Below are 19,227 nucleotides of genomic sequence, written 5' to 3' on the forward strand. Positions count from 1 at the left end.
TATTGCGCCATCACCGGCCCATGCGCGCCATCGCCTCCCTTGCCAGCCGGCACCCGGTCTGGACGCTGACCCTGCTGGGCTGCGGCCTGATGCTGCCTGCCTTGCTATGGGGACCGGGCGCGACCCACAGCCATCTCTACAATCTTATGTGGACCCGCCATTTTGGCGATCAGATCGCGGCAGGACATTTTTACGAACGCTGGCTCCCGCACAGTTTCGAAGGGCTGGGCAGCCCGACCTTCTATTTCTATCCGCCGCTCGCCTATTGGCTGTCGGGCGGGCTGAACGCGATCGGGCTGAGCGTAACACAGGCGATAAGCTGCGCTGGCCTGCTGTTGCTGATCGCATCGGGGCTGGCCATGTATGCGTGGCTGGCCGCGAGAGGAACGCGACCATTGATCGGCGCAGCCCTCTATATGGTTGCGCCCTATCATCTGTTCGACCTGTATGTGCGCGGCGCACTGGCGGAATTTGCCGGATTTGTCTGGCTGCCGTTGATCGCGCTGGGCATTGGCTGGCTGCCGTCGCGGCGTGGCGTGGCGCTCCTCGCCAGCGCCTATGCCGCGCTGATCCTGACCCATTTGCCACTGGCAACGCTGACCGGCCTGTTCCTGATCGCGCCATTGATGCTTCAGCGGATCGTGCAGGACCGCGCGACGTTGCTACCGGGCCTTGTTGCCGGCCTGCTCGCCTTTGCGCTCGCCGCTTTCTATCTGCTCCCCGCCGCGACGCTTCAGGCACACATGTCGACCGCGCTCTTATGGACTGGCAAATATCAGGCAAGCGTCTGGTCGATCTGGCGCGAGGACTTTGAACTCTTCCCCTCCATCGCGCTGGGCCTTGTTCTGCTTGCCTGGCGCGCGCGATCGCTATGGACCGCCATCACGATCGGCACGGCGCTGGCGGCGATCAACCTGATCCCGCTGCTGTGGAGCATAGACCTGCTCGACAAGGTGCAATTTCCCTGGCGGATATTGGCCATCACCGAATTTGCCGCCGTCACTGCGATCGCCGCCTGCCCGCCTCGCCGCATCATTGCGTTTGGCGCGGCTTTGGTGCTGGCCTTCCCCTTCCTGCTCACTGGCCTGATAGCCCATGCCCTGCTGCGCATGCCTGTCGACTATAACAGAATCGAACGGCACCAGCCGGACGCACCGGAATATCTGCCCGCCGGATTCGATGCTTCGCTCGTCGATCGGGTCGATCGCTGGACCGACCTTGGCCGCTTTGCCACTCTTCCGCGCGGCGACAGCATCACCGTGACCCGCTCCGGCCCGGTGACGATGGGCCATGCAGCCTTTCCCATCTGGCGCGTGACGCGCGACGGGCAGGCCATTGCGAGCCATGGTCCGCTGATCAGCTTCGACGCGACGCCGGGCACCTACCGCATCGAACGGGTGCGGTTGTGGCAGGAAACGGCCGGCGCTGCGGTCAGCCTGATCGCGCTACTGATACTGGCGCTGCTGGCGGGCCGCCGGTCCATTAGCCATTTGTCAAAGTTTCCATCTTATTCACCTTCCCAAGCCCTATCTGATCGGCCCTCAACCGGGCAGCTTCGATCGCGAATTACTGGCGGAGACTTATGAGCGCCTTTGGACGGAAAAATGGACCTGCTGGCATCAAGCCCGGCTTTGGCGTTGCCCGGCCGATGCAGGGAGGCGGCGCGCCCAAGGAAGAAGCGCGCGGCGGCGATCAGTTCCCCCCGCTCGACATAGCGGCCCTGCCAGGCGAAACGAGCGTCGATCCACTGGCGGCACCGACCAGCCAGATGCAGCGCAATGCCGACGCCATCCAGCGCCTGTCCGACCGCGCCAATCACGAACATGTGGCCGACGCCGGACCGCAGGGTTTTGAAGCCAGCGTCCACAAGATCAAGGAGCAGGTGCTGCCCCGCCTGCTGGAGCGTGTCGATCCGGAAGCCGCCGCAACCCTGACCAAGGATGAACTGGCCGAGGAATTCCGCCCGATCATCATGGAAGTGCTGGCGGAACTGAAGCTGACCCTCAACCGGCGCGAACAGTTCGCGCTGGAAAAGGTGCTGGTCGATGAACTGCTGGGCCTTGGCCCGCTTGAAGAATTGCTGTCCGACCCGGACGTGACCGACATCATGGTCAATGGTCCGGACCAGACCTATATCGAAAAGAAGGGCAAGCTCCAGATCGCGCCGATCAAGTTCCGGGACGAGGAACATCTGTTCCAGATCGCGCAGCGGATCGTCAGCAAGGTCGGCCGCCGCGTCGACCAGACCACGCCGCTGGCCGACGCCCGCCTGCCAGATGGCAGCCGCGTCAACGTCATCGTGCCGCCGCTGTCGCTGCGTGGCACCGCCATCTCGATTCGTAAATTCTCTGCCAAGCCGATCACCATCGACATGCTCGCCCAGTGGGGCGCCATGAGCCCCAAGATGGCGACCGCGCTCAAGATTGCAGGCGCCTGCCGCTTCAACATCGTCATTTCGGGCGGTACCGGTTCGGGCAAGACGACGATGCTCAATGCCCTTTCGAAAATGATCGATCCGGGCGAGCGTGTGCTCACGATCGAGGACGCGGCCGAATTGCGGCTGCAACAGCCGCACTGGCTGCCGCTGGAAACCCGCCCGGCCAATCTGGAAGGCAATGGCGCGATCACCATCGGCGATCTGGTCAAGAACGCCCTGCGTATGCGCCCGGACCGCATCATCCTGGGCGAAATTCGTGGCGCGGAATGTTTCGACCTGCTCGCCGCGATGAACACGGGCCATGACGGCTCCATGTGTACGCTCCACGCCAACTCGCCCCGCGAATGTCTGGGCCGTATGGAAAATATGATCCTGATGGGGGACATCAAAATCCCCAAGGAAGCCATTTCCAAGCAGATCGCCGACTCGGTGGATCTGATCATCCAGGTCAAGCGCCTGCGTGACGGTTCGCGCCGCATCACCAACGTGACCGAAGTGATCGGCATGGAAGGCGAAGTCATCGTGACGCAGGAACTGTTCAAGTTCGAATATCATGATGAGGATGACAGCGGGAAGATCGTCGGCGAATATCGGTCGATGGGCCTGCGTCCCTACACGCTGGACAAGGCGCGGATGTTCGGTTTCGATCAGCCTTTCCTGGAAGCCTGCCTGTAAGCGTTGGCTGAGACAAACGGCGAAGCTGTTTCATGACGAAGCGTGGCTGGCGGGGATTTCCCCTCCAGCCCCCTTGCATCGCTTCGCCGCGACCGGCACACCCTCCTCCTGACTTTTCAAGAGAGGACTGCCGATGAACCGTCTCGCCCGTGCCGGACTGCTGCTGACCGGCCTTGCCCTGCCTGCCCTGCCCCTGCTCGCCCAGCATGCCGGGCATGGCGATCATGCCGCGCCCAAGGCGGCTGACCCGATCGCCGCCGCCATCGCGGCGCCCAGCCGCACGCCAGCCAATGTCGCGCGCGACAAATATCGCCACCCGGCCGAAACGCTGGCCTCTTTCGGCGTGACACCGACCCTGTCTCTTATACACATCTAGATGTGTATAAGAGACAGCGACCACACCCAGCGTACCGCCCGGCTTGAGCCTGTCTCTTATACACATCTAGATGTGTATAAGAGACAGCGACCACACCCAGCGTACCGCCCGGCTTGAGCCTGTCTCTTATACACATCTAGATGTGTATAAGAGACAGCCCAGACAGTGGTCGAATATGCGCCCAGCGGTGGCTGGTACACCGAAATATTGGCGCCGCTGCTGCACGATCAGGGCAAATTCTATGCCCTGCAACCGACCGGGCGGTATCTGGACGGTTACAAGACCTTCCTGGCCGCCAAGCCGACCGTCTATGACAAGGTAACGGTCGTCCCCTTCCCCGACGAAAGCGCCGCGATCCCCGCCAACAGCGTGGACACCGTCCTCACCTTCCGCAACGTCCATAACATGGTGATGGGCGGCACGGAGGCGGCGACCTTCGCGGCGTTCTTCGCGATGCTCAAGCCGGGCGGTACGCTGGGTGTGGTCGATCATCGCATGCCCGAAGGACGCGACAGCGCGCTGGAAAAGACGAGCGGTTATCTCAAACTCTCCACCATCCGCCGCATCGCGGAAGCCGCCGGCTTCACCTATGCCGGCGCAACGGAGGTGAACGCCAATCCCAAGGATACGGCGGATTGGGCCAAGGGCGTATGGACCCTGCCCCCGACGTTGAGCCAGAAGGATGTCGACCGCGACAAATATCTGGCCATTGGCGAAAGCGATCGCATGACGCTGAAATTCGTCAAGCCGATGCAATAGGATTTTGCCGTCCCTTCCCGGTTGCGCGATGGCGCAACCGGGCTAAGGCGGAGCGGTGACGCCTGCCCCGCCCCATTCCCGACCGCATCGACCGCTATTCGCCATCGGACTTCGGCTGTCTGCTGTCATCTGCCTGTCCATCATGTTCGTGACGGTGCGGGTAGTCGATGGACGGGGCGTCCATGTCGTCGAATCGCTCTTCTATCGCCAGGCGCTGGCCCTTCCCTTCGTGCTGGGCTGGGTGGCGATGGCCGACGGGTTGCGCAGCGTCCAAACCCGGCGCATCGGCGTCCATGCCAGCCGCATGCTGCTGGGCCTGACCGGCATGCTGCTCAACTTCCTGTCCTACATCCTGCTGCTGCCCGCCGAAGCCGCGACAATCGGGTTCACCATGCCGATTTTCGGCACGATCCTGTCGGCGCTGATCCTGCGGGAAGCGACGGGCATCCATCGCTGGGCTGCGGTGCTGATCGGCTTTGTCGGCGTGCTGGTGATGGTGCGGCCCGACGCCGCCCATTTCCCGCTACAGGGCGTCGCGGTCGCCATCGCCGCCGCTTTCGTGACCGCCAGCGTCAGCCTGGTGCTGCGCGAACTGGGCCGTACCGAAAGCGCTGGCGTGGTGGTATTCTGGTTCACCACGCTGTCGATGATCCCGCTGGGCATCGCCATGCCCTTTTTCGCGCAGATGCATGATCCGGTCACATGGGGCCTGTTGCTGCTGATCGGCCTGTTTGGCGGCATCGCGCAGATTTGCCTGACCGCCGCGCTGCGCTGGGGTCCGGTGTCGGTCGTGCTGCCGATGGATTACAGCGCAATCATCTGGACGACGCTGCTGGGTCTGGCGATCGGCGCGCCATGGCCGCTGGCGACGACCTGGATCGGGGCAAGCCTGATCATCGCCAGCGGCCTCTATATCGCCTGGCGCGAACATGTCCGCGGCAAGGCGGCACGGGTCAGGACAGCAGCTCTGCCTCCAGACTGATATCGGCCTTCAGCAATTTGGAAATCGGGCAATTGGCCTTGGCCTTTGCCGCCAGATCCTGAAATGTCGACTCGTCGACGTCGGGGATGCTGGCCTTCAGCGTCAGATGGCTGGCGGTGACGGCAAAGCCATCTTCCTGCTTTTCCAGCGTGACGACGGCATTGGTTTCCATCTTGCTGGCGGTAAATCCCTCTTCCCCCAGGATCAGCGACAGGGCCATGGTGAAGCAGGAGGCATGGGCGGCGGCGATCAATTCTTCCGGGTTGCTGCCCGGCACCCCTTCAAAACGCGTCGCAAAGCCATAGGGATAGGCGTCCAGCGCGCCGCTCTGGGTCGATATCGCGCCCTTGCCGTCCTTCAGCCCGCCGCTCCACACCGCCGAACCGCTGCGATTGATCTTCATGCTTCTATCTCCTGCTAATCGACAAGGAACCCCCAGCGTCGCTCGTGGTTGCATAGATATAACCCCACTGATGCAGGAGAATGACAATGTCTGAAACGACAATGATCAATCATGCGGCCAATCATGGCGAACTGATTGCGTCCGACCGGGTGGAGGGTACCGCCGTCTATAACCGGCAGGGCGAAAAGCTCGGCAAAATCTCCAACTTCATGGTCGACAAGATGTCGGGGCAGGTCCGTTATGCGGTGCTGTCCTTCGGCGGCTTTCTGGGGATCGGGAATGACCATTATCCCCTGCCCTGGTCGATGCTGAACTATGACACCGAACAGGGCGGCTATGTCGTCGACCTGGACAGCAAGGTGCTGGAGCAGGCCCCGCATTACATGGCCGATCAACGGCCCGACTATGACGAAGGCTATGGCCGCAACGTCTATCAATATTATGGCCTGATCTACCCCTGGTAAAATGGTGCTGGCGGACGGGCGCCGCCGCAAGGCCGCTCCTGTCCGCCGCCACGTTTTCCGCTTCTTCGCCTCCCTTCCCACCTACCCATTCCAATTGCCCGGATTCTGCCACATTCCGTCGTTGACCAATTGTCTATCGAAATAGTAGAATTACGGTCATGGCCTGGATAGACAGGATTGAGGACCAGATCATGGAGCGATTCGGATTTTCGGGAGACACGCGCCAACCGCTCGTGCTGACCATTCCCGGCCTGAACAATAGCGGGCCGGACCACTGGCAAAGCCTGTGGGAAGAAACGCGCGGCGATTGTGAGCGGGTGGATCTTGGCAGTTGGGCCAGCCCCAATCGCAATGCCTGGGTCACCCGGCTGGACGCGGCGATCCGCGCCGCCAACGGCCCCGTCATATTGGCGGCGCACAGCCTGGGCTGCATGGCGGTCGCATGGTGGGGCGCCTTGCAGAGCCAGGCCTATGGCTGGCCGGTGACCGGCGCGCTGCTGGTTGCCCCGCCCGATTGCGACCGGATGGAAACGCCCGAAATGATCGGCGGCTTTGGCCCCACGCCACGCGCGCCCTTGCCCTTCCCCTCCATATTGGTGGCCAGTCGGGACGATCCTTATATTTTCTTCGAGCGCGCCCATAGCATCGGCAAATATTGGGGCAGCGAATTTGTGGATGCTGGCCATGCCGGCCATATCAACGCGGCTTCCGGCCTTGGCGATTGGCGCTTCGGGCAAGGACTGCTCGAAAGGTTGATCGACCATGCGCGGGAACAGGCGTCCGCCATGCGTCAGTCCCGCCCGGCCATGCCACTTGCGCGGCAGCCGCTGATCGCTGCCAGTGCGCGCGCCCACCGATGATCCTTGGCTCCGGCAGGGAGCGACAAAGAGAAAGTTGCGCGCCATCTATATTTGCTTTTTTGTCTATCATTTTAGTTGATATATAGCGCGGAACGGAGGCCATATGAAAGACACCTTACCAACTGACTTGCGCAACGGCCGTACCGAAACCCAGCGCTCCGACATCATGGTCAGCATCAACAAGGTGCGCGCCGTGCTGACGGGCCTGAAGTTCGGATCGATCACGCTGACCGTCCATGACGCCCGCGTGGTCCAGATCGACGTTACGGAAAAGACGCGCCTGACCAACTGACCATATAGGGCGCGCAAGAGCGACCGGGTCATCACGGCCCGTGCGGCAAGGGGGTGAGCCGCATCATCCAGCATCACCCCGACATTACAGGCTTTGACCGGACCACCGGAAACGCCGCGATCGACAACCACCGGACCGCCGGAAAAGGGGACCAATATGATTGCGCGTTTTCTGTTGCTTGCCAGCGTGGCAAGCGCTTCCTTCATCACGCCTGCCGCCCATGCGCAGGACACGACGCCGCAGCCGGTCGATCCGGCCGCCGAAACGCAAAACCCGCGCGGCGACGTCATCGTCGTGACCGCCCGCCGCCGTCAGGAAACGGCGCAGCAAGTGCCGCTGGCCGTTTCCGTGGTCCGTGGCGACAGCATCGAAGCCACCGGCAACTTCAACATCGTGAAGCTGCAACAACTCGCGCCGACCTTGCAGGTCTATACCACCAACCCGCGCAACACCTCGGTCAACATTCGTGGCCTGGGCGTGCCATTCGGCCTGACCAGCGACGGCTTTGAACAGGGCGTCGGCATCTATGTCGACGATGTCTATAACAGCCGCGTTGCCGCCGCGACCTTCGACTTTCTCGACGTCGCGCAGGTCGAAGTGCTGCGCGGGCCGCAGGGCACGCTCTACGGCAAGAACACCACGGCAGGCGCGATCAACATCACGACCAACCAGCCGACCTTCGATTTCGAAGGCCGCGCCGAACTGACCGTGGGCAATCTCAACCTCAAACAGGCAAAGGCGGCTGTTTCCGGCCCGTTGTCAGACACGGTCGCCGTGCGCATCGCCATGGCGTCGACCAGCCGACGCGGCACGCTCTACAATGTGACAAGCCAGCGCTGGATCAACGAACAGGACAATCTGGGCCTTCGCGGGCAATTGCTGTTCAAGCCGAGCGAGGATTTCAGCATCACCCTGTCGGGCGACTACAGCCGCCAGAACCCCGAATGCTGTGGCACCACCTTCGTGCGCGTCGGCAAAACGCAGCGCCCGCTTAACCGCCAATATGACGCGCTGGCGGCGGCGCAAAATTATGTCGTCCCCAGTCGCAATCCCTATGACCGGCTGACCGACCTCGATTCCAACCTGAACGCTGGCAACAAGATTGGCGGCGTGTCGGCCAAGATCAAATGGGATGTCGGCCCCGGCACGCTGACGTCGGTTACCGCCTGGCGCTTCTGGGACTGGAAGCCGGAAAATGACCGCGACTTTACCGGCCTGTCGATCGTATCCCGATCGCAAAACCCCTCTCAGCAGAACCAGTATAGCCAGGAATTCCGCTACAATTACGAAAGCCAGCATGTCGATTTCGTTGTCGGCCTTTTCGGCTTCAAGCAGCGCGTCGACACCCAGGGGACGGAGCAACAGGGCAGCGCCGCCGCGAAATGGAGCCTGGCACCATCGACCGATCCGGCCAACCCCGCCAATAACCCCGCGACACTCGCTGGCCTGACCGCCAGCAACACCCAGTGGCTCAAGGCGGACAGCGCGGCGCTGTTCGGGCAACTGAGCTGGAAGGTAACCGACGCGCTGACGATCCAGCCGGGCCTGCGCCTGAACTATGACAAGAAATCAGGCTTCTATCAGCGCGTCGTCACCAACGCTCAGGGTCAGGCCATCAGCTGCACCGCCGTCGCTGAACCGGGGACGATCAAGGGAACCTCACAGCAATGCGGCGTCTATCAGCCGCAGGTCAGCGCGCCGTCCGACAGCGCCTGGAATTTCACCTACGACTTCAACATCAATTATAAGATCGCCCGCGACGTGCTGGCCTATGCGACCTATGCCAAGAGCTTCAAGACGCTGGGGATCAACCAGAACGGCCTGCCGCTCAACGCCGACAACACGGTCAATTATGACGCCAGCACGGTGAAGCCGGAATCGGTCAACCATTATGAAATCGGCCTCAAAACCCAGTTCCTTGACCGGCGGGCGACCTTCAACCTCACCGCCTTCCGCACCGACATCAGGAATTTCCAGGCAACGGTGAATGGCGGCCAGTTCGGTACGGTGCGCGGCTATCTGGCCAATGCGGGCAAGGTCCGGTCGCAGGGGATCGAGGCGGACTTCAAGATCGTCGCCAGCGACCGCTTCACCGCCTATGCCAATGGCGCCTATACCGACGCCAAATATAAGAAGTTCGTGGACGCGCCTTGCCCGCCCGAACTGTCGGGCGGCACGTTCCAGGCGGCCAATGCCACGCCCGACTATTCGCAGCCCGGCGTGCCGGGCGCACTCAGCCCGCGCCAGTGCGACATTTCCGGCGCCGATCTGCCCGGCGTATCCAAATGGGCCTTCTCCTATGGTGCGGAGATCAACCAGCCGGTGACGCTGCTGGCGAAGGAAGGCCAGGTCTATTTGGGCGTGGACGGTAACTACCGTTCGCACTGGAACAGCAACGCCTCGCCATCGATCTACACCAATGTGAAGGGCTATGCGCTGACCAACTTCCGCGCCGGTTTCCGGGGCGAAGGGTTCGACATGTTCGGCTGGGTCCGCAATGCGCTCGACGTCGACTATATCGAAACGCTCCAGGTCGCACCCGGCAACACCGGCCTGATCGCCGGCCAGCCTGGCGATCCGCAAACCTGGGGCGGCACGATCAAATTCAGCTTCTGATCCCTCTCACCCCCGGTGGGCGGAGCGGCACGACCATGCCACTCCGCCCATTGCTGGCCATTTGCGCCGCGCGACTGGCTGGGCTAGAGCCTGCCCATGTCCACGACCTTCACGCTCGACACCTCGACCAGCCGCGCCAATCCCACGCCCGCGCCGATGAAGCGCCTGACCGTGCCCGCCATCCAGCGGCGCAAGTTTGAGGGGAAAACGACCGAGCCGCTGGTGATGCTGACCGCCTACACCGCGCGGCAGGCGCAATTGCTCGATCCGCATTGCGATATGCTGCTGGTCGGCGATTCGCTGGGACAGGTGATTTACGGCCTGCCCTCCACCCTTGCCGTCACGCTCGACATGATGTGCGCGCATGGCGCGGCGGTGGTGCGCGGCAGCTATCATAGCGTCGTCATCGTCGACATGCCGTTCGGCAGCTATGAAGCCTCACCGCAACAGGCCTTTGCCAGCGCCAGCCGCATCATGGCGGAAACCGGCGCGGCGGCGGTGAAGCTGGAAGGCGGTCAGGTGATGGCCGAAACCATCTCTTTCCTCAGCCAGCGCGGTATCCCGGTCATGGCCCATGTCGGCCTGACCCCGCAGGCGGTCAATGCGCTGGGCGGCTATGGCGCGCGCGGCAAGAGCCAGGAAGAACATGCCAAGATCATGGCCGACGCCCGCGCCGTCGCGCAGGCGGGCGCCTTCGCGCTGGTGCTGGAAGGCGTGATGGAGGAACTGGCCGTCGCCATTACCGACAGCGTCGATGTGCCCGTCATCGGCATCGGCGCATCGGCCCATTGCGATGGGCAGGTGCTGGTGACCGAAGATATGCTGGGCATGTTCGAACGGGTGCCGCGCTTCGTCAAACGCTTCGACAATATCGCCGAAACGATCGCCAGCGCGGCGGAGCGTTACGCCCATGACGTGCGGGCGCGCAGCTTTCCTACCGAAGAACAGGTCTATCGCCCTAAAAAGTGATTTGCCTGTGGCATAAGCGCCGCTATTGATCGCGCCTTCTGCCCATCTGTTTCTGATCCATGTCCCGGAGAATAAAGTGGCCCTGACGCCGCAAAATAGCGAAGCCTTCATGCGCGAGGTCGATGAAGCCGTCCGTCAGGACCAGCTTTTGACCGTGTGGCAGCGCTACGGGCGCTGGATATTGGTCGCGGTCGTGGCCGGGCTGGCGGCTTTTGGCGGCTGGCTCTACTGGCAGCATCACAGCAAGACCGAGGCGGAAGCTGTGTCGGAACAGATGGACGCCGTGCTGGCGACCGCAACCGGCGGCGGCACTCCTGACGCCAAGCAACTGGACGCGCTGACGAAGGCCAGCCAGCCGGGCTATCGCGCGTCGGCACTGCTGGTGCAGGCGGGGACAGCGTCGCGCAAGGGCGATACCAAGGGCGCGATCGCGCTCTATGGCGCGATGGTCGCCGACACGGGGCTGGACCAGCCCTATCGCGATGTGGCGCTGATCCGCCAGACCGCCCTGGAATTTGACAGCCTGAAGCCGGAGCAGATCGTCGATCGGCTGAAACCGCTGGCGGTCGAGGGCGCGCCCTGGTTCGGCAGCGCGGGGGAACTGGTCGCCATCGCCTATATGAAGATGGGCAAGAATGACCTCGCCGGGCCGCTGTTCGCCGGAATCGCCAAGGACGCCAACGTCCCCCAGTCGATCCGTTCACGCGCGCGACAGATGGCGGGACTATTGGGGATCGACGCGGTGGAATCGCCCGCTGATCCGGCACAGGGATGAATGAGCGCATGGGAATGGACAGCATGAAGACAAAGGCGCCCATCGGCCGCGCTGTGACGCTCACCCTCATGATCGCGCTGCTGGCCGGCTGCGGCATTGTCGGCGGCAAGAAGGGCGGCCCCAAGACCCCGGTGCTGGGCAACCGCGTGTCCATCCTGAACAATGAACAGGGTATCGAGGTCGAACCGGCTCTGGCCGACGTGCCCGTCGCCCTGCCCGCCCCTTATGTCAACGATCAATGGGCGCAGCCGGGCGGCGATCCGTCCAAGGCGATGGGCAATGTCGCGCTCGGCGCATCGCCGACGCAGGTGTGGAGCGCTTCGATCGAGGGCAGTTCGCCACAGGCGCGCCTCGCCGCATCGCCGGTCGTGTCGGGCGGCAAGCTGTTCGTCACTGACGCTGGCGCCCATGTCATCGCGTTCGATGCGGCCAATGGCAGCAAATTGTGGCAGACCAGCCTGCCTGCCGAGGGCAAGGGCAATGGCCGTTCGCTCTTCGGCGGCGGCGTCAGCGTCCTGGGCGACCGGGTGTTCGCCAGCACCGGCCTTGGCGACGTATTCGCGCTCAACGTCGCCGATGGCGCGATCATCTGGAAAAAGCATCTGTCCGGGCCGCTGCGCGGCGCGCCGACGCTGGAAAATGGCCATGTCTATGTGATGGGTCAGGACAACCAGATTTTCGCGCTCAACCAGTCCGACGGCGAAACCCAGTGGACCGACAGCGGCACGTTGCAGGTGACCGGCGTGTTCGGCGTTGCCGCGCCCGCCGCGGCGCAGGGCACGGTGATCGCGGGCTATAGTTCGGGCGAACTGACCGCCTATCGATATGAAAATGGCCGGACGCTGTGGGGCGACGCGCTGTCGCGCACCAGCATTTCCACCGCCGTCGCGACGCTGACCGACATCGACGCTGATCCCGTGATCGACCGGGGCCGGGTGTTCGCGATCGGTCAGGGCGGCCGCATGGCCTCCTATGAACTGACCAGCGGCCAGCGCCTGTGGGAAATCAACATTGCGGGCATCTCCACCCCGTCGGTCGTCGGCGAATGGGTGTTCGTCGTCACCAGCGACGCCCGCCTGCTCTGCGTCGCGCGCGCCACCGGCAAGATTCGCTGGGTCAGCCAGCTGCGCCGCTGGCAGAAGGAAAAGAAGAAGGACAAGGCGATCCGCTGGACCGGCCCCGTTCTGGCGGGCAATCGGCTGATCGTCGTGTCGACGCGCGGCCAGATGGTCTATGTCGATCCCACCAATGGCAGCGTGCAGGCCGATGTGGACATGAATCGCTCCATGTCGCTCCCGCCCATCGTCGCCAACAATATGCTTTATGTGCTTGCCGATGATGGAAAGTTGACGGCACTCCGCTAAGAGCAACAAACATGCTAAGCCCGCTCCCGCGAAGGCGGGAGTCCAGTTCCCCGATACGGACTGGGCTCCCGCCTTCGCGGGAGCGCGGCGTTTGTCGATTTTGAATTTTTCGGAAGGATACGGGCCTCCATGCTGCCCACAGTAGCCATTGTCGGGCGTCCCAATGTGGGCAAGTCCACCCTCTTCAACCGCCTGGTCGGCAAGAAGCTGGCGCTGGTCGACGACCAGCCCGGCGTCACCCGCGACCGGCGGGAGGGCGAGGCCCATTTGCTTGGCCTGGATTTCATCATCGTCGATACCGCAGGCTATGAGGATGAGGACGCCAACAGCCTGCCCGGTCGCATGCGGATGCAGACCGAAGCGGCGGTCGACAATTGCGACCTTGCCCTGTTCATGATCGACGCGCGCGCGGGCATCACCCCGCTGGACGAGGAAATAGCCCGCTGGCTGCGCGCCAATGACGTGCCGGTCGTGCTGGTTGCCAACAAGGCGGAGGGCAAGGCCGCCGACGACGGTGTGATGGAATCCTTCAGCCTGGGCCTTGGCGAACCCATCCCCTTTTCCGCCGAACATGGTCAGGGCCTGGCCGATCTGTTCCAGGCGCTGCTCCCGCATCTGGAGCGGGAAGAATTTGAATCCGAAGACAAGACTTTTTACGAGGATGAGGAAAGCGCCCCGCTCAAGCTCGCCATCGTCGGCCGTCCCAATGCGGGCAAATCCACGCTGATCAACCGGCTGCTGGGCGAAAACCGGCTGCTGACCGGCCCGGAAGCGGGCATCACCCGCGACAGCATCGCCGTCGACTGGATGTGGGTCGATGACGAGGGGCTGGAGCGTCCCGTCCGCCTGATCGACACCGCCGGCATGCGCAAACATGCCAAGGTGCAGGACAAGCTGGAAAAGCTCGCCGTCACCGACGGGCTGAACGCTGTGAACTTTGCCGAAGTCGTCGTGCTGCTGCTGGATTCGACGCGCGGGCTGGAGGCGCAGGATCTGCGCATCGCCGACAAGGTGCTGGAGGAAGGGCGCGCGCTCGTCGTCGCGCTCAACAAATGGGATACGGTCGAACATGGATCGGCCCTGTATCAGGGCATCAAGCAGGCGCTGTTCGACGGGTTGGCGCAGGTGCGCGGCGTGCCGATCATGACCGTGTCGGCCGCGACCGGCAAGGGACTGGACGATCTGATCCGCGTCGCCTTCGAAACCCGCTCCACCTGGTCGAAGCGCGTGTCCACCGGCGTCCTCAACCGCTGGTTCGAAAGCGCGCTGGAGGCCAATCCCCCGCCAGCGCCCGGCGGCAAGCGGATCAAGCTGCGCTACATCACCCAGGCCAAGACGCGCCCGCCCGGCTTCATCCTGTTCGGCACCCGGCTCGATGATCTGCCCGAAAGCTATCGTCGCTATCTGGTCAACGGCATCCGCAAGGAACTGGGCTTTGGCGCGGTGCCGGTGCGGCTGACGCTGCGCAGCGCCAAAAATCCCTTCGGCAAATAGGCGCAATGGCCGACCCGGTCATCGTCAATGCACGCGGCATGAAATGCCCCTGGCCCGCCCTGCGCGCGGCACGGGCCATGCGCGATACGCCCGCCATCAGGATCGCAGCGGATGACCCGATCGCCGGGCGCGAACTGGAAGCGCTTGCCCGGCAAAATGGCTGGCTTTTCGCGGTCCTCGACACGCACCAATATGCGTTGTCGCGCATGGCTCCGGATTGACGCAAACAATCGGTTGCTGCTCGCCACGCTTTAACGCTCTATTTACGCGCGCCACTTATTTTCCCGTTCGTAGAACAAGGAGTGGCACGGGTGCCTCATCAAGACGCCGACCTCGTCAATTGGAGCGATTTTGCACGAACCCGCGGTGAGCTGGGTGCGGCATTTCTGCGCATCCTTGGCTATTTCCGTGAAGATGGCGCCAAATCCATCAGCGCGGTCGAGGATGCCTTTCGTGCCCGCAATGCCGCTGCGCTGGTGACGCCGGCCCATACGCTCAAGGGCGAATCGGCCCAGTTCGGTGCTTATCGGCTGAGCGCCATGGCCGAAGAAATCGAGATGGTCGCCCGCCGATGCGTGGAAACCCGCGAAGGCCCGGACGAACTGATCGAAACCGTCGTTGCGCTGCGTCCCTGCTTTACCGAAACGATGGCGCTGCTCGACCGGGACGCAAATCCGCTGGTTGCCCGCCGCCCCGTGACCTTTGGCCGCCGCGCAGACACCCCGCCACAGGGATTTGGTCGCGCCGTCTGATTTCCCGTATTGAAATAAAACTCATCATGCCCCCATATAGCGGGCATGACACGTTTTTCCCTGCTCGACCTCGTCCCCGTCCGCGAAGGCGACAGCGTATCCACCGCGCTCGCCAATGCTGCCGATCTTGCGGCCCATGCCGAGGCGCTGGGCTATCATCGCTACTGGGTCGCCGAACATCATGGCATGCCCGGCATCGCGTCGGCCGCCACATCGGTCGTGCTGGCCCATATCGGCCATGCGACCTCCACCATCCGTATCGGCGCAGGCGGCATCATGCTGCCCAACCACGCCCCGCTGCTCATTGCCGAGCAATTTGGCACGCTTGCGGCGCTTTTCCCCAACCGGATCGACCTGGGGTTGGGCCGTGCGCCCGGCTCCGACCAGCGGGTGGCGCAGGCGATCCGCCGCAATCTGGCCGGCGGCGCGGATCAGTTCCCGCGCGACGTCATGGAATTGCAGGCCTATTTCGCGGGTGACGAGCGGCTGGGCATAGAAGCGACGCCGGGCGCGGGCGAGGATGTGCCGCTGTGGATATTGGGGTCCAGCCTCTATGGCGCGCAGCTCGCCGCCGCGCTCGGCCTGCCCTACGCCTTCGCCTCCCATTTCGCACCGGGCGCGCTGGATGAGGCAATCGCCATCTACCGCCGCGATTTCCGTCCGTCGGCGCAGCTGAAATATCCTTATGTCATGGCGGGCTATAACGTCTTTGCCGCCGACAGCATGGAAGAAGCGCAATTGCTGGCCAGTTCGATGCAGCAGGCGTTCGTGCGCCTGCGCACCGGGCAGCCGGGCAAGCTCCAGCCGCCGGTGGAGGGCTATTATGACAGCCTGCCGCCCCAGGCGCAGGCGATGCTGTCCGACGTGTTGAGCGTTTCCAGCATCGGCACCCAAGCCGATGTCGAGCGCGACATTGCCGCCTTCCTGCGCCGTACCCAGGCGGACGAGTTGATCCTCACGGGCCAGATCCATGATGTGCAGGCGCGCAAGCACAGTTTCGCCATAGCCATGGCCGCGGCACAGGCGCTTACCGCCCGCGAACCGGCTTAACGCGAGCGAGGTTTCAACCGGCCACCGCTCAGCACGCTCGCCGCGCCGGGCGCGATCCGGCGCAGCCCGGTAGCGATCAGCATGACCGCGCCCAGCACCAGCAATGGCTGGATCAGCAGGTAGACGGGATAGAGCGGCGATCCGAGCTTGCCGAACAGCTTGCCCAGCAGTGGCCCGAACAGCCAGATCAGGATCAGGTGCGCGCAGAAGAGGAAGAAGGCAAAAGGCTCGATCCGCAGCAGCACAGCGCGCGCCCTGCTCCCCGCCAGCGTCCATGCCAACCGCCAGAAAGCGAGCGTGGCCGCGATCCGCACCATCAGGTCGATCGCATTGCGCACCGGCGCGTAGGGCATGTCGACCAGCCCGACCATCAAGCAAAACTGCACGCCGATCATCAGCGCAAAGGGCAGCAACGCCCCCGCCAGCGGCAGGGCGATCGCCCTCTGCGCCCACGCGCCGCGCCGGGCAAGGATGCCGAGCGTGAAGAAGCACAGGATCGACGCCCGCATCAGCAATGGCGGCCCCAGCCCCGCCACATGCGCCGCAGCGGTCGCCATGACCACCAGCCACAGCCCCCATCCCGGCGAACGCACCAGCATGGGCGCGGCGACCATGCACAGGAACAGGTCTCGCAGGAACGGCATCTGGACATTGATGTCGGGGTTGCGGCTGATGATCAGCACTTCCTGCACCACCCACCAAAGCGATGTCGGCACCGGCGCGCTCAGCGACCAGAGGTAGGCCGTGCCCGACACGAGCAGGATCGCCAGCCCGTTCCACAGAATCATCGGCAGCAATATCGTGCGCGCCTTGCGCCGGACATGCGGCGCCCAATGGCGCGCAGTGTCCGATCCCGCCACCAGCCAGCCGGAAATCAGCCCCAGCAGCGGCACCGCGCTGCGCCCGAATGTCTCCATCAATGCCCAGCGCAGATTATCCTGCGCACTGCCGCGCAGCGCCGCGAGCGCTTCCCCATTCTGCCCGGTCCAGGCATGGACATAGACCACGCCAAGGATGCAGATGACACGGGCAATGGCGATCGCGTCGGAGCGACGCGCTCCATCGGCCAATATCGTTTCGGACAAACAAAGATCCTGACAGTTACGCGGCAACAATGCGCCAATTGGCCCGCTGTTCCCCGCATGGCAAGGTCGATCCGTTTCGGACCCGTGCCTACGCCCTGTTAACCGTCCGCGCGTATAAGCCAATCTTTACCTTCATCGCCTAGACAAGTCTCTGTTTGCCGGAATCCGCTCCGGTCAAAGGGATGACAAAGGCTCATGACCCAGATGCCGGGCGTACATGAATTTTGTAATGCTGTACCGTCCGCGCACCCCGCCTTGGGGCAGGCCATGGGTATGGTGTTCCAGATCGCCGGGTCGAGTTCCAAGGTGATGATAGACCCTGTGCGGCTCGCCGTCCTGGGTCAGGATTTCGATCCCTGCACCGCCATGGCCGGGCAGGTCGGCAGCCAGGTGAAGATGCGGGTGGGCGAATGCTGGCTGGTCGCCAGCGTCCGCGCGATGACGCTGGATCAGGCGAGCCAGAGCATCATCGCCGACATCGATTTTCTGGGCGAGGGCGAAGAGGAAAAGCTGACCGGCCGCATCCATCGCTTTCGTCGCGGCGTTACCCGCTATCCCACGCCGGGCACGGACATTTTCCCCGTGTCGGGCAGCGACATGCAGCAGATTTACGCTGCGGACGACCGGGCCAATGTCGAAATCGGCACCGTCTATCCGACCAACGACACCCGCGCCGCCCTGTATGTCGATTCGATGCTGGGCAAGCATTTCGCGCTGCTCGGCTCCACCGGCACCGGCAAATCGACCAGCGCAGCGCTGATCCTGCACCGCATCTGCGACCTGTCGCCGCAGGGGCATATCGTCATGATCGACCCGCATGGCGAATATGGCGCGGCCTTCGCCAGCAACGGGGCCGTGTTCGACATCAATAATCTGGCCCTGCCCTATTGGCTGATGAATTTCGAGGAACATTGCGAGGTGTTCGTCACCTCGTCCGGTTCCGAACGCACCGTCGATTGCGACATTCTCGCCAAATGCCTGCTCGCGGCGCGATCGAAGAACCGCCTGGCCGAACAGATTGGCCGCCTGACCGTCGATTCGCCCATTCCCTATCTGCTGTCGGACCTGACCAACATTCTCCAGAATGAGATGGGCAAGCTCGACAAGGGTACCAACTCGCTGCCCTATATGCGGCTCAAGACCAAGATTGACGAGATCAAGGCCGACCCGCGCTACAGCTTCATGTTTTCCGGCATGCTGGTCGCCGACACGATGCAGGCCTTCATCGCCAAGATTTTCCGCCTGCCATCGGACGGCAAGCCTATCTCCATCATCGACGTGTCGGCCATGCCGTCCGACATCACCTCCACCGTCGTGTCGGTATTGTCCAGGTTAGTGTTCGATTATGCCATCTGGGCGCGCGACGAACCGCAGCGCCCCATCCTGCTCGTCTGCGAAGAGGCGCATCGCTACATTCCCAACAGCACCACCGGCGCGGGTCAGGCGGTGCGCAAGATATTGGAGCGGATCGCCAAGGAAGGCCGCAAATATGGCGTCTCACTGGGCCTCATCACCCAGCGCCCGTCCGATCTGGCCGAAGGCGTGCTATCCCAGTGCGGCACCATCATTTCGATGCGCCTGAACAATGATCGCGACCAGGCCTTCGTGAAAGCCGCCATGCCCGAAGGCGCGCGCGGCTTCCTCGATTCCATCCCGGCGCTGCGCAATCGGGAAGCGATCATCTGCGGCGAAGGCGTCGCAGTGCCCATCCGCGTCGCGCTCGACAATCTGGAAGAACATCGCCGCCCCGCGTCGGGCGACCCCAGCTTCACCGAACTCTGGCGCCAGTCGGGCGGCGAAGACGCCATTCTCGACCGCACCATCACCCGCTGGCGCAATCAAGGGCGCTAAAGCGGCTTTTTGTTGAATGTGCC

General features: G+C 63.3%; 18 protein-coding genes and 2 pseudogenes. 17 read left to right on the plus strand and 3 right to left on the minus strand.

Annotated elements, in window-relative coordinates:
* The first annotated feature begins 20 nt into the window (after window positions 1-20).
* From FE851_RS10685 to FE851_RS10695, 3 genes and pseudogenes are all read left to right on the plus strand, one after another.
* Window positions 21-1,586 (plus strand): integral membrane-like protein, encoded by a 1,566-nt coding sequence (locus FE851_RS10685; RefSeq protein WP_145202287.1) that lies wholly within the window; start codon window positions 21-23, stop codon window positions 1,584-1,586.
* On the plus strand, window positions 1,583-3,112 hold the full coding sequence (locus FE851_RS10690) for a CpaF family protein (RefSeq protein ID WP_017181583.1): 1,530 nt from the start codon (window positions 1,583-1,585) through the stop codon (window positions 3,110-3,112). The genes FE851_RS10685 and FE851_RS10690 overlap by 4 nt, the downstream gene beginning before the upstream one ends.
* Before the next feature lie 133 nt (window positions 3,113-3,245).
* Window positions 3,246-3,467, plus strand: a pseudogene (locus FE851_RS10695) (methyltransferase); the annotation flags it as partial.
* Window positions 3,468-3,474: 7 nt separating this feature from the next.
* Here the strand turns inward: FE851_RS10695 and FE851_RS26090 are convergent.
* Window positions 3,475-3,624: a hypothetical protein gene (locus FE851_RS26090; RefSeq protein ID WP_186378800.1), complete on the minus strand. Its 150-nt coding sequence runs from the start codon at window positions 3,622-3,624 to the stop codon at window positions 3,475-3,477.
* 23 nt (window positions 3,625-3,647) lie between these two features.
* Between FE851_RS26090 and FE851_RS10700 the strand changes: the two are divergent.
* Both FE851_RS10700 and FE851_RS10705 read left to right on the plus strand, forming a co-directional pair.
* Window positions 3,648-4,247, plus strand: a pseudogene (locus tag FE851_RS10700) (class I SAM-dependent methyltransferase); the annotation flags it as partial.
* Window positions 4,248-4,302: 55 nt separating this feature from the next.
* Window positions 4,303-5,229, plus strand: coding sequence for a DMT family transporter (locus tag FE851_RS10705; RefSeq protein WP_145202290.1), 927 nt, complete (start codon window positions 4,303-4,305; stop codon window positions 5,227-5,229).
* Here the strand turns inward: FE851_RS10705 and FE851_RS10710 are convergent.
* The gene (locus FE851_RS10710) at window positions 5,201-5,632 is read right to left on the minus strand and encodes an OsmC family protein (protein ID WP_107125434.1); all 432 of its coding nucleotides are present in this window, start codon (window positions 5,630-5,632) and stop codon (window positions 5,201-5,203) included. The genes FE851_RS10705 and FE851_RS10710 overlap by 29 nt on opposite strands.
* Window positions 5,633-5,718: 86 nt before the next feature.
* On the opposite strand from FE851_RS10710, the gene FE851_RS10715 reads away from it, so the two are divergent.
* The 11 genes from FE851_RS10715 to FE851_RS10765 all read left to right on the plus strand — a co-directional run bounded on the left by FE851_RS10715 (window position 5,719) and on the right by FE851_RS10765 (window position 16,268).
* Window positions 5,719-6,096, plus strand: a complete 378-nt coding sequence (locus FE851_RS10715; RefSeq protein WP_026149751.1) for a PRC-barrel domain-containing protein — start codon at window positions 5,719-5,721, stop codon at window positions 6,094-6,096.
* 191 nt (window positions 6,097-6,287) lie between these two features.
* Window positions 6,288-6,956: an RBBP9/YdeN family alpha/beta hydrolase gene (locus FE851_RS10720; protein WP_145202293.1), complete on the plus strand. Its 669-nt coding sequence runs from the start codon at window positions 6,288-6,290 to the stop codon at window positions 6,954-6,956.
* Between the two features lie 103 nt (window positions 6,957-7,059).
* Window positions 7,060-7,248 carry a YezD family protein gene (locus FE851_RS10725; protein WP_145202296.1) on the plus strand — a complete coding sequence of 63 codons (189 nt, stop codon included), beginning with the start codon at window positions 7,060-7,062 and terminating at the stop codon, window positions 7,246-7,248.
* 156 nt (window positions 7,249-7,404) lie between these two features.
* Window positions 7,405-9,864 (plus strand): TonB-dependent receptor, encoded by a 2,460-nt coding sequence (locus FE851_RS10730; RefSeq protein WP_145202299.1) that lies wholly within the window; start codon window positions 7,405-7,407, stop codon window positions 9,862-9,864.
* 96 nt (window positions 9,865-9,960) lie between these two features.
* Window positions 9,961-10,833, plus strand: a complete 873-nt coding sequence (gene panB, locus FE851_RS10735; RefSeq protein WP_019053384.1) for a 3-methyl-2-oxobutanoate hydroxymethyltransferase — start codon at window positions 9,961-9,963, stop codon at window positions 10,831-10,833.
* 76 nt (window positions 10,834-10,909) lie between these two features.
* The gene (locus FE851_RS10740) at window positions 10,910-11,608 is read left to right on the plus strand and encodes a tetratricopeptide repeat protein (RefSeq protein WP_145204334.1); all 699 of its coding nucleotides are present in this window, start codon (window positions 10,910-10,912) and stop codon (window positions 11,606-11,608) included.
* 14 nt (window positions 11,609-11,622) lie between these two features.
* Window positions 11,623-12,972, plus strand: a complete 1,350-nt coding sequence (locus tag FE851_RS10745; protein ID WP_017181593.1) for a PQQ-binding-like beta-propeller repeat protein — start codon at window positions 11,623-11,625, stop codon at window positions 12,970-12,972.
* Between the two features lie 129 nt (window positions 12,973-13,101).
* Window positions 13,102-14,466, plus strand: coding sequence for a ribosome biogenesis GTPase Der (gene der / locus FE851_RS10750; protein WP_017181594.1), 1,365 nt, complete (start codon window positions 13,102-13,104; stop codon window positions 14,464-14,466).
* A 5-nt stretch (window positions 14,467-14,471) separates the two neighbouring features.
* On the plus strand, window positions 14,472-14,687 hold the full coding sequence (locus FE851_RS10755) for a sulfurtransferase TusA family protein (protein WP_145202302.1): 216 nt from the start codon (window positions 14,472-14,474) through the stop codon (window positions 14,685-14,687).
* Window positions 14,688-14,777: 90 nt separating this feature from the next.
* Window positions 14,778-15,218, plus strand: a complete 441-nt coding sequence (locus FE851_RS10760; protein WP_026149755.1) for an Hpt domain-containing protein — start codon at window positions 14,778-14,780, stop codon at window positions 15,216-15,218.
* A gap of 45 nt (window positions 15,219-15,263) precedes the next feature.
* On the plus strand, window positions 15,264-16,268 hold the full coding sequence (locus tag FE851_RS10765) for an LLM class flavin-dependent oxidoreductase (RefSeq protein ID WP_107125430.1): 1,005 nt from the start codon (window positions 15,264-15,266) through the stop codon (window positions 16,266-16,268).
* Here the strand turns inward: FE851_RS10765 and FE851_RS10770 are convergent.
* Entirely contained in the window at window positions 16,265-17,353 is a 1,089-nt protein-coding gene (locus FE851_RS10770) for an acyltransferase family protein (RefSeq protein WP_145202305.1), read from the minus strand. The two genes, FE851_RS10765 and FE851_RS10770, sit on opposite strands and share 4 nt — an antisense overlap.
* Window positions 17,354-17,548: 195 nt before the next feature.
* Here FE851_RS10770 and FE851_RS10775 point away from each other — a divergent pair, with 195 nt between their 5' ends.
* Window positions 17,549-19,204 (plus strand): ATP-binding protein, encoded by a 1,656-nt coding sequence (locus tag FE851_RS10775; RefSeq protein WP_145202308.1) that lies wholly within the window; start codon window positions 17,549-17,551, stop codon window positions 19,202-19,204.
* Window positions 19,205-19,227 lie beyond the last annotated feature (23 nt).

The sequence above is a fragment of the Sphingobium sp. B2 genome (genome assembly GCF_007693735.1).
GTDB lineage: Bacteria > Pseudomonadota > Alphaproteobacteria > Sphingomonadales > Sphingomonadaceae > Sphingobium > Sphingobium xenophagum.

Bases quoted from the DNA above. Each gene is read 5' to 3' on its own strand.
- FE851_RS10710 (WP_107125434.1), bottom strand. From the start codon at position 5,632: ATGAAGATCAATCGCAGCGGTTCGGCGGTGTGGAGCGGCGGGCTGAAG.
- FE851_RS10775 (WP_145202308.1), top strand. From the start codon at position 17,549: ATGACCCAGATGCCGGGCGTACATGAATTTTGTAATGCTGTACCGTCC.
- FE851_RS10730 (WP_145202299.1), top strand. From the start codon at position 7,405: ATGATTGCGCGTTTTCTGTTGCTTGCCAGCGTGGCAAGCGCTTCCTTC.
- FE851_RS26090 (WP_186378800.1), bottom strand. From the start codon at position 3,624: ATGTGTATAAGAGACAGGCTCAAGCCGGGCGGTACGCTGGGTGTGGTC.
- FE851_RS10715 (WP_026149751.1), top strand. From the start codon at position 5,719: ATGTCTGAAACGACAATGATCAATCATGCGGCCAATCATGGCGAACTG.
- FE851_RS10765 (WP_107125430.1), top strand. From the start codon at position 15,264: ATGACACGTTTTTCCCTGCTCGACCTCGTCCCCGTCCGCGAAGGCGAC.
- FE851_RS10720 (WP_145202293.1), top strand. From the start codon at position 6,288: ATGGAGCGATTCGGATTTTCGGGAGACACGCGCCAACCGCTCGTGCTG.
- FE851_RS10745 (WP_017181593.1), top strand. From the start codon at position 11,623: ATGGACAGCATGAAGACAAAGGCGCCCATCGGCCGCGCTGTGACGCTC.
- FE851_RS10755 (WP_145202302.1), top strand. From the start codon at position 14,472: ATGGCCGACCCGGTCATCGTCAATGCACGCGGCATGAAATGCCCCTGG.
- der (WP_017181594.1), top strand. From the start codon at position 13,102: ATGCTGCCCACAGTAGCCATTGTCGGGCGTCCCAATGTGGGCAAGTCC.
- FE851_RS10690 (WP_017181583.1), top strand. From the start codon at position 1,583: ATGAGCGCCTTTGGACGGAAAAATGGACCTGCTGGCATCAAGCCCGGC.
- FE851_RS10725 (WP_145202296.1), top strand. From the start codon at position 7,060: ATGAAAGACACCTTACCAACTGACTTGCGCAACGGCCGTACCGAAACC.
- FE851_RS10685 (WP_145202287.1), top strand. From the start codon at position 21: ATGCGCGCCATCGCCTCCCTTGCCAGCCGGCACCCGGTCTGGACGCTG.
- panB (WP_019053384.1), top strand. From the start codon at position 9,961: ATGTCCACGACCTTCACGCTCGACACCTCGACCAGCCGCGCCAATCCC.